The 13,243-nt window shown below is 53.6% G+C and carries 11 protein-coding genes; 5 read left to right on the top strand and 6 right to left on the bottom strand.

The window, feature by feature from the left end:
- Positions 1-43 precede the first annotated feature (43 nt).
- The 6 genes from WJM78_RS01435 to rfaD form a co-directional block, all read right to left on the bottom strand.
- Positions 44-1,072: a lipopolysaccharide heptosyltransferase family protein gene (locus tag WJM78_RS01435; protein WP_339012901.1), complete on the bottom strand. Its 1,029-nt coding sequence runs from the start codon at positions 1,070-1,072 to the stop codon at positions 44-46.
- Between the two features lie 90 nt (positions 1,073-1,162).
- Positions 1,163-1,828, bottom strand: coding sequence for a glycosyltransferase family 25 protein (locus WJM78_RS01430; protein WP_339012899.1), 666 nt, complete (start codon positions 1,826-1,828; stop codon positions 1,163-1,165).
- Positions 1,829-1,881: 53 nt separating this feature from the next.
- Positions 1,882-2,973 (bottom strand): glycosyltransferase, encoded by a 1,092-nt coding sequence (locus WJM78_RS01425; RefSeq protein WP_339012896.1) that lies wholly within the window; start codon positions 2,971-2,973, stop codon positions 1,882-1,884.
- On the bottom strand, positions 2,970-4,178 hold the full coding sequence (locus WJM78_RS01420) for an O-antigen ligase family protein (RefSeq protein ID WP_339012893.1): 1,209 nt from the start codon (positions 4,176-4,178) through the stop codon (positions 2,970-2,972). The genes WJM78_RS01425 and WJM78_RS01420 overlap by 4 nt, the downstream gene beginning before the upstream one ends.
- Positions 4,179-4,180: 2 nt before the next feature.
- The gene (locus tag WJM78_RS01415; RefSeq protein WP_339012890.1) at positions 4,181-5,944 is read right to left on the bottom strand and encodes a polysaccharide deacetylase family protein; all 1,764 of its coding nucleotides are present in this window, start codon (positions 5,942-5,944) and stop codon (positions 4,181-4,183) included.
- 118 nt (positions 5,945-6,062) lie between these two features.
- Entirely contained in the window at positions 6,063-7,019 is a 957-nt protein-coding gene (rfaD, locus tag WJM78_RS01410) for an ADP-glyceromanno-heptose 6-epimerase (RefSeq protein WP_042036026.1), read from the bottom strand.
- Between the two features lie 146 nt (positions 7,020-7,165).
- Here rfaD and WJM78_RS01405 point away from each other — a divergent pair, with 146 nt between their 5' ends.
- From WJM78_RS01405 to WJM78_RS01385, 5 genes are all read left to right on the top strand, one after another.
- A complete protein-coding gene (locus WJM78_RS01405) occupies positions 7,166-7,807 on the top strand; it encodes a TetR/AcrR family transcriptional regulator (RefSeq protein ID WP_042035855.1) in 642 nt (213 codons plus the stop codon).
- A gap of 118 nt (positions 7,808-7,925) precedes the next feature.
- Positions 7,926-9,116, top strand: coding sequence for a glycine C-acetyltransferase (locus WJM78_RS01400; protein ID WP_212514848.1), 1,191 nt, complete (start codon positions 7,926-7,928; stop codon positions 9,114-9,116).
- Between the two features lie 68 nt (positions 9,117-9,184).
- A complete protein-coding gene (gene tdh / locus WJM78_RS01395; RefSeq protein WP_108537302.1) occupies positions 9,185-10,213 on the top strand; it encodes an L-threonine 3-dehydrogenase in 1,029 nt (342 codons plus the stop codon).
- Between the two features lie 200 nt (positions 10,214-10,413).
- Positions 10,414-10,869 carry a c-type cytochrome gene (locus WJM78_RS01390; RefSeq protein WP_275931068.1) on the top strand — a complete coding sequence of 152 codons (456 nt, stop codon included), beginning with the start codon at positions 10,414-10,416 and terminating at the stop codon, positions 10,867-10,869.
- Between the two features lie 84 nt (positions 10,870-10,953).
- Positions 10,954-13,239 (top strand): putative bifunctional diguanylate cyclase/phosphodiesterase, encoded by a 2,286-nt coding sequence (locus WJM78_RS01385; protein ID WP_042035851.1) that lies wholly within the window; start codon positions 10,954-10,956, stop codon positions 13,237-13,239.
- The last annotated feature ends 4 nt before the right edge of the window (positions 13,240-13,243 follow it).

The raw sequence follows: 13,243 nt of genomic DNA, 5'->3' as shown, positions 1-13,243 counted from the left end.
GATGGCCGTTGAATTGGGAAGATATGATAACAGGCTGACACCACTACAGTGTCATCAGGGCATCGACCTGACGGCTGATCTCGACAGGCGAAAGCGCGGAAAGGTTATCCGTGGTCGATCTCAGGATGAGATTGCGGCCAGAGAGCGGAATAAACGCATCGCGCCAGGACTCGTTGTTCATCAACACCAGAGTGGGCACCCCGAACGAAGACGAGATATGGATGATAGAGGTATCCGTCGAGATGACACCCCGAGCATCCTTGATGATCTTGGCGGCATCGAGAATGGTGTCGGGAAACAGAGCTGTCATATCCTGCCGCTGACATGCCAGAGGGCGCTTGGAGAAGACCAGGTAGGAAACCCCCGGATACACTGGCAATTGGGCCAGAATGCCGTTGATTTGCTCATCCACCATCGAATTGCCCACCTGACTGCCCGTCAGATTAACCAGCAGATAGGGGCCATAAGCACGGGTATCCAGCTGTTCATTGCAAGGTGACGGTATGGTGACCGGCACATGTGTTTGATCGCCTGTCATGCTGAGCATGCGATAGACAAAATGCTCCCGGATGGGGCGTGACGATACTATGGTGGCCTTTTGGTTGAACAGTGGCAGCACCCGCTGCTGCGCTTCGCTCTTGAAACGCAAGGGCAATGACTGCAGGCGACCATTGGCCAGAAACAACAGCTTGGCCATGGCAATGTCATCGGGCTCATCGAACAGGTTGATGACCATGTCATACTGCCGGTGCCTGAGCTCACGCAGCTTACACCACATACCCGCCGATAACAGGGTATCGTTCAAGGTGATCACATGGCATTCATCGATCCCGGCGACCGAGGCCGCCAGCATCTCGTTGCGCCTGCTGCACACCAGCTCAAGGCGAGCGGCGGGGTACATCTCCCTGAGCCGGGCAATGGCGGGCAGGGAGAGAATGAAGTCGCCGATGGCGTCATAACAAATCACCAGAACACGGGTCGGTTCCACTTCTACCGCACCTGGAATGGCAAGAGGCTGCCTGCCAATCATCCACTTGGCAATCTGATTGATGAGCAATTTTTTGAAATTCATACGTTATCCAAAATGCAACAGCCTATCTTCTACCCCGTGCTGTCAGGGCTATCCACTGCCATGACAGAGGCATTATTATTCAACCCATGCTTATTCCAGATAGTGGCCATAAGCCCGATCATCAATCGTGGTGGTAAAGAGATCCACATCCAGACAGCAGGGCTCAACGCCGGAAGCGGTCAGGCCAGTCAGCTGCAGGAGACCCGTCAGGTAGTCCGCCGGCATTCGCACCGGATAGGCCTTGGCCAATAATTTTTTGGCCCCACTCAGCGTCAACATGTAACCGGCAGCAGACAACACAGCACGCTTGGAGTGTTTGCTGGGCGTCCTGTATTTGGCAAGCCGGTAACCCTCTGGCAGGGCTCGCAAAAGAGGCCACTTTTTAGCCTTGCCATGGTGCAGAAAAGCAATGTCAGAGCTGTTGCATGAAACTATCCTTTCAACGATTTTTTTGAAGTGCATGTGTAGGTAAGCGTCATCTTCCAGAATGACGCAACGCTCGATTCCCTTTGCCACCATCATCTCGTAGAGCTTGATATGGCTCAGTGCACACCCTATCTCGCCATGACTCAGTTCATGGCCTGAAAAGGTCCTGGCTGCAACCATATCAACAAGCCCAACATCTTCCCCCGTCAAATTACGGCCATCAATGGCATCAAAAAAGCTGAACTCAATGCCTAGATGCTTCATCTGCTTGATCGCCATCTCTCGGCGTTCGGCGCTACGGGAAAGACTGATGACAAAAACTGGGATCATGTTATCTACCGTTCAGAAACCCCTCATCCAGTGAATAAGGGTGAGAAAATAGTCTATAAAAGCTCTCGCAACATCATATCAAACTCTCGCAAGACACTCTCGCTTGAATATTTATTAAGATCAATATTCGATATTTTAGAAGGTGGATTGAGAAGTGCATCTGTCAATGCTGATACATCCCCCATAGGAACCAGGGTACCAAGCCGCCCCCGCTCAAGGACCTCGCTGGGACCAACAGGGCAATCGGTAGAAATAACCCTGCCACACAACAATAGCGCCTCTACCAATACCAGACCAAATCCCTCCCCTCGGGAACTCAGCACGAAGGTATCAGCATGCTTCATCCATACATAAGGGTTGGCTTTAAGCCCGATAAAATGAATTCGATCATGCAATTTCAATTTTTCGGCTACAGATATTAGATGTTCCCTATCTGGGCCATCACCGATGATAACCAGTTTTTTATTCAGCCCACCATCCAGTGCTCTGGCATAAGCCAGGATCAGCCCCTCAATATCCTTGGTCTGCTCATCTAGACGAGAGACGCTCAATATATACTCCTCCTGCAGCAGCTTCCTGTCTAACGCAGAGTTTTCTTCATATTGCTCAGACTGATGAATAATTCGTAAAAAATCAAAAGGATTATATAAAACATGAGCATTCTTCAACCAACTCATCTGCTCTCTTTGAAGTTCTGCAAGCATATCTTGGCAGATCAGGATCACTCTATCATAACTTGCGCACCGCTTTCGCATATGGCGTTTACGTCCCTCAAGGTTATAAAAACTTGAGTGTAACCACATCACCTTTGGCTTAGGGCAATCATTCAAATACTTGAAGAAATCGCCATCAAGAAAATCAATTACCAGATCGCTACTCTCAACCAATTTATTAATAGCATATCGCTTTTTTATTGACCCATTCAATTTTGCAAAAAATGAATTACCAATTTTAAAGTCGAGATTAACTATCTCTGCTACCTTGGCGATCTCCTTAGCAACAACATATTCACTACTATCCTCGTTGGTAACAATAGTAATATGGTATTCATAATTATCCACCAATCCTTTTACGTATGTGAGCAGTACTTTTTCAGCCCCCCCCATACCTAGAGAATGAATAAAAAACAAAAGGCGTTTAGTCATAAGACAACCTTTTCATTGAATCTGCCTTCGTTCTTAAAAAAGATAAAAAACAAAGAAATCAAATATATATAAAGAGTGTTTTGGTGTTCTATCGGAACATCAGTAAGAGCACAAACAAATGTACTCAGTGTAATTATAAAACCTACAGAGACCAATTTTGATTGTTGCCAAAATAACCACATCGGATAAACCAATATGGCCAATGCTGCTAGCAGCCCCAAAATGCCTCTGATTACCATATTTTGAATAAATTGGTTATGAGCATGATACATGCCATAATCAACATAAAATTTATTTACTATGCCATCCAAGAGTTGTTGCTGCTGCATGGTTTTAAATCCATCCAACCCAACACCTAGCAATGGGTTATCAACAAACCCAGCCCAGGCACTCCTCCAAGCCATTAATCTTAGTCCCCATGATGATGTATAGTCGTTGCTCTCCATCAGATTAACTTCAGAAATACTTTCGAGAATCCGGGCTCTTAACATATCACTCTCATAGAAAGTAATTACCAGCACGCAAGATAGTATTAAAAACCACGAAAAATATTTTATTGGCTCTTTTATAGCTTTAACAAAAAGTACAAATGTAACTACGACGACCAGTGCCAGCCATGCACCTCGACTCTGAGATAGATATATAGCTGAAATTGCAAATATCGAGCTGATAATATAAAGACATCTAGCCAAAAGAGATGATGATTCCTGTGCGAAAAAACTATTCAAGATGGCCAAAATAAGTGCACCTTGAGCAAACAGGATAGCATTGGTAAACCCTTCAACCCGAAGCATTCCATTATGATATTGCCATATAGCAAGCAAACCAATAGCAATCCCACCGACCAAGGAACCCAGTTTGAATACACTAACCAAAACTGGCTCTCTTGGCATTAATAAAAAGAATGCCAAAATATATAATAAGTTCCTTATCAACCAGCTTTCATCATCGTGAACCAGTCTACTGATGCCAATTGCCACAATGTAAATTAACACACACCAGTAAAGATTTTTTGCTGAGACACCAATCAGCTCTTTATTCCCTACAAAGTAATTTATCACCCCTATTATGGATGATAAAACCAGCAACTTAGTCAAATAATGTTGGCCTAATGGAACAATAAATAGCCCACACAATGTGAAAAACAACGTCATTGAACAGAGTACAATGCTAATTCTATGAACGTATTTTGTAACTAGCGTCATAATCATGCCTTTCTAAAAACATAATTCCCGCGGATCTTACGCCACAGCCCAAAAACATCGGTACGAGGGAAAATGGCGATGCGCCGGATCCGGTAAGGATCTTGATGCATTGCTCTGGGACCACTGTTAGTCGCGACGGCAAAACGATACCCGGCGGCGATGGCTTGCTCCTTGGCGCTGTCGTTAATATCCCCGTACGGATAGGCAAACGAGACCAGCGAATAACCGAGCAGGGCTTCCAGCTGACGTTTATTTTCCTGTATTTCATGAGCTTGTTGCTCGGATGAAAGCTGACTCAGACGGGGATGAGTCAGGGTATGGCCACCAATCTCCACATGGCCTGAGGCCACCAGGGCCTTTATCTGCTCCCCATTCATCAAGGAAACCTGGGAATCCGGGTTGGTCGGGTGCTCCACATCCCAGCGATTATGTGCCTCTCCGGTCACCACATACACCACAGCTTTGTAACCATATTTTTCCAGCAGTGGCAGCATGCGCGTCAGGTTGTCCTGATAGCCGTCATCGGCGGTGATCATCAGGTACTTCTTGCCGTATTCAAGGCGATGGATAAAACCCTTGTCCGCCAGATCGCGGAACGTCAGGGTCTCGTAGCCGAGCCACTTCATCAGTCGCAGATGCTTCTCGAACATGGCGATCGGCATCCAGGTGCCATGCACCCCCTTCTCGCTGTCATGCTCGATGAAACGGTGGTACATGATGACCGGCATCTCACGGCGCAGGGTCTCCACCACCGCATCCTGATAGATAGCTTCCAGTCCGGATACAACCCCCTGCAAGCCGTACTCATCCTGAATGCACAGGCGAATGGCCTCAGGCACACGCTTGCTGGTCAACGCGAGCGCTATCTCTGCCCTCAAGGTGGTGAAGTTGATCGCCAGATCCTTGGGGCCTATGTCACCAAAGTTGCTCGCCAGCGCCTCTGCCAGATTCTGTTCAGTCACCAGACCAATCGCCTTGGCCTCACCGATGGCAAACGCTGGGCGCCCGCACAGCAGCGCCTCCATCGCCACCCGGCCAGCACCGATCACCAAATCACATCCCGCCATCAAGGCAGGGACATCGTCCACATAACCGACGAAATCGACCTGGTGCTGGAAGCGGTGGAAACGCTCGGGCAACTGGCTGCCGCTTACCACCCGTACCTGACAGGCATCCAGATCCAGTACCTCGTCCAGCAGGCGATAGCAGAGCTCCCCCTTGGGGCCGCTCAGCCGCCCAATGATGGCGATCACCGGCTTGGGATTATCCGGCGCGGGTACGGGCTGAAACTTGTCGGTTTCAATACCGTTGCGCAGCACCTGCACAATCTGGGGATCCACCCCCAGGTTGTCGATGATCTGGTGTGCAATATCCTCACAGACGGCAACCGCCCGATAGCCAAGGGCGTGGAACGCCTTGCGTGACGCGTGTACCGGCTGGCGACCGTGCACCGTGGTGATCATGGGAGTACCGGTCAGCTTGCAGGCCACATAACTACTCCAGCCAGAGGCGCGGGAGTGAGCATGCACCAACTGGATATGGTGCTTCTTGATGAGATAGATGAGGTAAAATACGTGCCAGAAGCGGCGCAGTATGCTGCGCTTGTTGAATCGAAGCTTGAAGACGGGACCAAGGGTCGGTTTGGTCAGGGTATCTGAAACATAAAAAACGTTGTGACCACGCCGGGTCAGTTCGTTACCGACCGTGGTGGCATAGACCTCAGCTCCCGTCACTTCGAGCTGGGAGAGTGCCATCAATACATTCATTGCGCGGTTACCCGGTGGAGAAGAGAGGAACGACAAGCCGTGCCAGACGCCAGAAACCGGAAGCAAGCGAGTGTCTGCTTCCGGTTTTGCGCTCAAACGGTCGCGTTGTGCTCACCCGTTAGCGGTTGAGCCAGGCCATGTAATCCGCGACCCCTTCGGCAACGGTTTTGAATTCGGCATCATAACCGACACCGCGCAGCTTGGTCATGTCTGCCTGGGTGAAACTCTGATAGCGACCCTTGAGGTGATCCGGGAAGGGAATGTACTCGATAGTCCCTTTCTGGTGATGCTGGATCACGGCTTCGGCCACGTTCTGGAACGGCTCGGCACGACCGGTGCCGCAGTTGAAAATGCCGGAGTGTTGCGGGTTCTGCCAGAACCAGAGGTTCACCTTGCAGACGTCATCCACATAGATGAAGTCACGCATCTGGCCGCCGTTCGGGAAACCGTCACAACCTTCGAACAGCTTGGGTTTTTCGCCCTTCTTCACCTGGGTATTGAGGTGAAAGGCAACGGAAGCCATGGGGCCCTTGTGCTGCTCACGCGGACCGTAGACGTTGAAGTACTTCAGACCCACAACCTGGGAGTTGATCTCCGGCATCCAGCGGCGTACGTACTGGTCGAACAGCTGCTTGGAGTAGCCATAGACGTTGAGCGGCTGCTCGAACTTGGGATCTTCGATGAAGTTGTCGTTGCGGCCACCGTAAGTCGCGGCGGAGGAGGCGTAGATGAACGGAATCTCCCGCTCGATGCAGTAGTGGAACAAATCTTTGGAGTACTCGTAGTTGACCTCCATGATGAACTTGCCATTCCACTCAGTGGTCGCGGAGCAGGCGCCTTCGTGGAAGATCACCTCGATACCGTCGCCCCACTCTTCAAATTCGTCGCCGGAGACGATCCGCGCCTGGAACTCGTCCTTATCCATGTAATCGGCAATGGTCAGATCGACCAGGTTGACGAACTTGGTGCCATCGGTCAGGTCATCGATGACCACGATATCGGTCCGTCCTTGAGCGTTCAGCTGCTTGACCAGATTGCTGCCGATAAAGCCAGCACCGCCAGTTACTACGATCATGGAGTTTGCCTCGCGTACGTTGATGGTCACGTGTGACTGCTTGTTAAAGCTGTGTATAGTGAACCAATTTGAAATTGCCGAAAAGTTTATCACGGGCCGCAAGGGGATTCGACCTTGATGCAACGGGCCCGCCAGAGGGAACAGTGATGAAAACCAGAGACAGGATCATTCACAGCGCCACCGAGCTGTTCAACGATCAGGGTGAGCGCAACATCACCACCAACCACATTGCCGCCCATCTTGGCATCAGCCCTGGCAACCTTTATTACCACTTCAGGAATAAAGAAGACATCATCCACTCGATTTTTGATCAATACGCCCGCCACCTGAGCGAGAGCTTCACCCCCGCGCGCAGTAACGAAATCAAGCTGGAAAACCTGATGGGCTATCTGGATGCCATCTTCTATCTGATGTGGCAGTTCCGCTTTTTCTACGCCAACCTGCCGGACATTCTGAGCCGCGACGAACCGCTGCAGCAGAAGTACCTCAAGGCCCAGGAGCAGATGCGCTCCTCCGTGGTCGCCCTGCTCAGGAGCCTGCGTGAAGGGGGCATCATAGACGTCAACGACGCAGACCTGCCCGATCTGGGCCAGACCATCAAGATGGTGGTGACCTGCTGGATCCCTTTCCAGATTGCCCAGGCGCCCAATACCCGCATCACCAAACCGCTGCTCTATCAGGGGGTGTTGAAGGTACTATTTTTGCTGCGCCCCTATATCCAACCGCAGGTGGCCGGACAGATCCAGCAGCTGGAACAACACTACCGTCAGCTGGCCCAACCAGCTTAGTGAGATCTGTTTCACACTTGTTGAATATCAGCACAATCATTTGAATTTGCCGCAACAGATTGCAGTAAAATGTTGCCCTCTGTTGATACGCAGCTGAAATAGCCAATAAGGATCGAGGATGTCTAACGGATTCTATCGTCACCTGACCGAGCAACTGAACCAGGTGCAAGCTGAGGGGTTGTACAAGCAGGAGCGCATCATCACCTCCGCCCAGCAAGCCAGCATCGCCGTCGGCGGTGAGCAGGTACTGAACTTCTGTGCCAACAACTATCTGGGGCTGGCCAACCACCCGGATCTGATCGCCGCCGCCCATCAGGGGCTCGACAGCCATGGCTTCGGCATGGCTTCGGTGCGCTTCATCTGTGGCACCCAGGACCAGCACAAAGCGCTGGAGCAGAAGATGTCGGCCTTCCTCGGCACCGAGGACACCATCCTTTACTCCTCCTGCTTTGATGCCAACGGCGGCCTGTTCGAGACCCTGTTCGGCGCCGAAGATGCCATCATCTCCGATGCCCTCAACCACGCCTCCATCATCGACGGCGTGCGGCTGTGCAAGGCCAAGCGCTATCGCTACGCCAACAACGACATGGCCGAGCTGGAAGCCCAGCTCAAACAGGCGGATGCCGATGGCGCCCGCTTCAAACTGATCGCCACCGACGGCGTCTTCTCCATGGACGGGGTCATCGCCGACCTCAAATCCATCTGCGATCTGGCCGACAAATACGATGCCCTGGTGATGGTGGATGACTCCCATGCCGTCGGCTTCATCGGCGAGAACGGTCGCGGCACCCACGAATATTGCGACGTGCTGGACAGGGTCGACATTATCACCGGCACCCTGGGCAAGGCACTCGGCGGCGCCTCTGGCGGCTACACCTCCGGCAAGAAGGAGGTGATCGACTGGCTGCGTCAGCGCTCCCGCCCCTACCTCTTCTCCAACTCGCTGGCCCCCTCCATTGTCGCCGCCACCATCAAGGTGATCGACATGCTGGCCGACGGTCACGACCTGCGCGCTCGCCTCAAAGAGAACAGCCGTTACTTCCGCGAGCGGATGAGCGCCGCCGGTTTCACCCTGGCGGGGGCCGATCACGCCATCATTCCGGTCATGCTGGGAGATGCCAAGCTCGCCTCCGAGATGGCGAGCCGCATGCTGGCTGCCGGCATCTATGTGGTGGGCTTCTCCTTCCCGGTGGTGCCCAAGGGTCAGGCACGCATTCGCACCCAGATGTCTGCCGCCCACACGCGCGAACAGCTGGACAAGGCGATCGACGCCTTCATCCGCATCGGCCGTGAACTCGGCGTTATCTGATTTGAATCAAGGGGCTGCAGCCCCTTTTTTCTGCATTCATCGTGATTGACTGGCATGAAGGAACAACCATGAAAGCACTCTCCAAACTGCACAAAGAAGTCGGCATCTGGATGACGGACGTACCGGCCCCCGAACTCGGCCACAACGACCTGCTGATCAAGATCCGCAAGACCGCCATCTGCGGCACCGACATCCACATCTACAACTGGGACGACTGGTCCCAGAAGACCATTCCGGTGCCCATGGTGGTTGGCCATGAATATGTCGGTGAAGTAGTCGCCATCGGCCAGGAAGTCCGCGGCTTCGCCGTGGGAGACCGGGTATCCGGCGAAGGCCATATCACCTGCGGACATTGCCGCAACTGCCGTGCAGGCCGCACCCATCTGTGCCGCAACACCATTGGGGTCGGCGTCAACCGCCCGGGCGCCTTCGCCGAATATCTGGTGATCCCGGCCTTCAATGCCTTCAAGCTGCCGGACAACATCCCGGACGAGCTGGCTGCCATCTTCGATCCCTTTGGCAATGCGGTGCACACCGCCCTCTCCTTCGATCTGGTGGGTGAGGATGTGCTCATCACCGGCGCGGGTCCCATCGGCATCATGGCTGCCGCCGTTTGTCGCCACGTGGGCGCCCGCCATGTGGTGATCACCGACGTCAACGAATACCGGCTGGATCTGGCCCGCAAGATGGGCGCCACCCGCGCCGTCAACGTGGCCAAGGAAAAACTCTCCGACGTGATGACCGAGCTGGGCATGACCGAAGGCTTCGACGTGGGGCTGGAGATGTCCGGCGTGCCCAGCGCCTTCCAGGATATGATCGATAAGATGAACCACGGCGGCAAGATCGCCATGCTCGGCATCCCGCCTGCCACCATGGCCATCGACTGGAACAAGGTGATCTTCAAGGGTCTGTTTATCAAAGGGATCTACGGTCGCGAGATGTTCGAGACCTGGTACAAGATGGCCAGCCTGATACAGTCCGGATTGGATTTGTCCCCCATCATCACCCATCGTTTTGATATCGATGACTTCCAGCAGGGCTTCGATGCCATGCGCTCCGGCCAGTCCGGCAAGGTGATCCTCAGCTGGGATAAATAAGCCTCCCGGCGGCTCAATCCCATGAAACCCGGTGAAGACCGGGTTTCTTTTTCTGCGCCTCTCCTCGCCAGTTTGTGATCTGACGAAGAAACTTTGCACGCAGAGTGCTTAACACTTCACACACAAGCGTTTAAATGGCTGTAACTATTCGGTTATAATCCCGTCGTTTTCTAGGGATAATAAAAGCCTGCTGGGAGTACATGAGCGTGTTGAAAAAACTGAGCTATTTGCTGGTTGTCGGGATGACGGCTGCCAGTCTGTCCGGCGTGGTGTTTGCTGCCGATGATATGTCGCCGGAAGCGATTGCCGAACGGATAAAACCTGTCGGTCAAGTCTATACCGCCAAGGATCTGGAAGGGATTGCGACCGCAGGCGCAGCTCCTGTGGCGGCAGCACCATCCGGCCCACGTGATGGCGAGGCCGTGTACAAGGGTGCGTGCTTTGCCTGTCATGACATGGGTATTGCCGGTGCCCCCAAACGCGGCGACCAGGCAGTGTGGGAACCACGCATCGCCCAAGGCATCGATACATTGAAGAAACATGCCATCGAAGGCTTCACTGGCAAGGCGGGTGTCATGCCGCCACGGGGGACTTGCGCCACCTGTAGCGATGAAGAGATCGAAAACGCCATTCACTACATGATCGACAAGCTCTAAGTGATTGAAAGGGCCGCACTTGCGGCCCTTTCAATCTGTTCACTTCCGACTACTCTTTGTAGGGTAGGCACATTGGGAGTTTCTATGTCAGCGCAACCCAGAGCATCACAGTATTCGACTCCCTTGCTGGCGTTAATGTCCGCCATTATGGATTTTCCTGCCCCCTCCTCTGCCACGCCCAAAGAGTACGACACCCTGATCCAGCAATTGGACCAGCTCTGCCCGCTGCAGCATTTCGGCATGCTGGGGTTGTCAGAGTCTGGGCTGCACTGGGTATGTGAACATCAGATTTCCGATAGTTTCAAACTGCAGCTGGGGCTGGAAGCGTCACTGCTCACTGAACAGCTAACCCAACTTGATGAAGCCCAGGGCTGGTGTGTATTTCCCATCGAACATGGTCAGGTGCAGTGGTTGCTGGCCTGCAGCCAGCCCAAGGAGCTACCCACCCTACGCTTGCTGCTGGAGTGCCTCGCCACACGATTGAATGAAACCCAGGCCGGCTCGCAATTCTCGGAGCTGGCTTCTCCGCTCATCCGCAAGGACCCGGACTGGCAGAAAAAAATCGAGAGCATCAATCGCATCATTCGCTTGGCCAATACCCTGCCCAGCCAGGCCCTGTTCTCCCAACTGGAAGCCGTGCTGCGCCAGATGCTGGCCATTAAGGACGTGCTGCTGGTACGCATCGACAGCCACCAGTTGGAAAAGATCTATCCCGAGCTGCCGCTGCACGGCGATGAGTTCATCGCGGGCATGTGCCACAGCACCAACAACATAGAGCAGCATAAGGAGCAGCTGTTTTGGTACAGCCAACCCCTGCGGCTACAGCAGCAATATTTTGCCCATTTCATCATCAGCACCCCGCAGCTGCTGGAGACGGACGATCGGCTGTTCCTTGACTTCTTGCGCAGCCAGCTGACCCTGCTGCTGGAGCTGAGACGGATCCGTCAACAGCTGCACGACATCAACTCGGAAGACTCCATCAATCAACGCCTGCAACAGCTGCGACAGACCAACCTCAGATTGCAGAAGCAGCTCAAGCAGCATCAGGAACAGGAACGCAGGCTTCAGTTCGATGCCCTGCACGATCCGTTGACCCAGTTGCCCAACCGCGCCCTGTTGATGAACCACCTCAACCACGCCATGACCCACTTCCACCGTTACAAGTCACCCGGGTTTTCGCTGATCTTCATCGATCTGGATCACTTCAAGCAAGTCAATGACACCCTGGGACACGGCGCTGGCGATCAACTGCTGAAGGAGATGAGCCGCCGCCTGCAAAGCTGCATCCGGCAAAACGACATGGTGGCCAGACTGGGAGGGGACGAGTTCGTCATCTATCTGGATAGCAGCAAAAACGAGGAGGATATCAGCCCTGTGCTCAACCGCATCATCAGCCGCCTCTCTTATCCCTTCCGGCTGCAAGGCAACGAGCTGAGCATCACGGTCAGCCTCGGGGTGGCTAGCGTATCGGAGCAGACCACCGACATCAGCCAACTGCTGCATCAGGCTGATCTGGCCATGTATCAGGCCAAGCGCAACGGACGCAGTCGCATCGTCAGCTATTCGGAGGAGTGTTCTGCCCAGACCTGGGCTTCACCAGAAGAGATGCTGGCCAAGGCCCTGCGGGAGGGCCGCATACTGCCCTATTTCCAGCCGGTGATCCGGCTCAAGGACAGCCGCCTGACCGGACTGGAGGTGATGGCACGCTGGATCACCGAAGAGGGGGTGCTCAAGGATGCCTTCGACTTCATCCCGTTGGCGGAACAGTGCGGCCTCATTCAAGAGCTGGATTACCAGATACTGCGCCACACCTGCCAACAGTTGAAAGCGTGGTTGCCCATCTCAGGCCAGTGCAAGTTCAAGGTCGCCATCAACCTCTCCGGCAAGCATCTGGTCAATCACGAGCAGATCATGCGGCTGATGGACATCATAGAAACCGAGGGGATAGCGCCTGGCTATCTGATCTTTGAATTCAACGAGCGGGAGCTGTCGCGGCAAGATTCCGACGCCCTCACTTCCCTGCACGAGCTGAGGGCCAAGGGCATTCAGATCAGTCTGGATGATTTTGGCACCGGCTTCTCCTCCCTCAACGCCCTGTTCCACTTCCCGGTGGATTACATCAAGGTGGATGACAGCTTCACCCATCGCATGCTGCAATCCCCCAAGGATTTGGCGCTGATCCGCGCCATGCGCGATATCTGCCAGGATCTGGACTTCACCCTGGTGGTCGAAGGGATCGAGAACCAGCAACAGCTACAGAAGCTGATCGACATGGGTTGCCTGATGGGACAAGGGCGCTACATCTCCCCCCCCATGCCGGGAGCCGATATCACACCCCTGCTCACCCAGACCAAGGGTGAGCGTGGCTAGCCGC

Origin of the sequence: Aeromonas popoffii, from assembly GCF_037818705.1 — a bacterium.
Classification (GTDB): Bacteria; Pseudomonadota; Gammaproteobacteria; order Enterobacterales; family Aeromonadaceae; genus Aeromonas; species Aeromonas popoffii.
This window is presented reverse-complemented; position numbering and strand designations above follow the sequence as displayed.

Bases quoted from the DNA above. Each gene is read 5' to 3' on its own strand.
- WJM78_RS01435 (WP_339012901.1), bottom strand. From the start codon at position 1,072: ATGAATTTCAAAAAATTGCTCATCAATCAGATTGCCAAGTGGATGATT.
- WJM78_RS01430 (WP_339012899.1), bottom strand. From the start codon at position 1,828: ATGATCCCAGTTTTTGTCATCAGTCTTTCCCGTAGCGCCGAACGCCGA.
- WJM78_RS01425 (WP_339012896.1), bottom strand. From the start codon at position 2,973: ATGACTAAACGCCTTTTGTTTTTTATTCATTCTCTAGGTATGGGGGGG.
- WJM78_RS01420 (WP_339012893.1), bottom strand. From the start codon at position 4,178: ATGACGCTAGTTACAAAATACGTTCATAGAATTAGCATTGTACTCTGT.
- WJM78_RS01415 (WP_339012890.1), bottom strand. From the start codon at position 5,944: ATGAATGTATTGATGGCACTCTCCCAGCTCGAAGTGACGGGAGCTGAG.
- rfaD (WP_042036026.1), bottom strand. From the start codon at position 7,019: ATGATCGTAGTAACTGGCGGTGCTGGCTTTATCGGCAGCAATCTGGTC.
- WJM78_RS01405 (WP_042035855.1), top strand. From the start codon at position 7,166: ATGAAAACCAGAGACAGGATCATTCACAGCGCCACCGAGCTGTTCAAC.
- WJM78_RS01400 (WP_212514848.1), top strand. From the start codon at position 7,926: ATGTCTAACGGATTCTATCGTCACCTGACCGAGCAACTGAACCAGGTG.
- tdh (WP_108537302.1), top strand. From the start codon at position 9,185: ATGAAAGCACTCTCCAAACTGCACAAAGAAGTCGGCATCTGGATGACG.
- WJM78_RS01390 (WP_275931068.1), top strand. From the start codon at position 10,414: ATGAGCGTGTTGAAAAAACTGAGCTATTTGCTGGTTGTCGGGATGACG.
- WJM78_RS01385 (WP_042035851.1), top strand. From the start codon at position 10,954: ATGTCAGCGCAACCCAGAGCATCACAGTATTCGACTCCCTTGCTGGCG.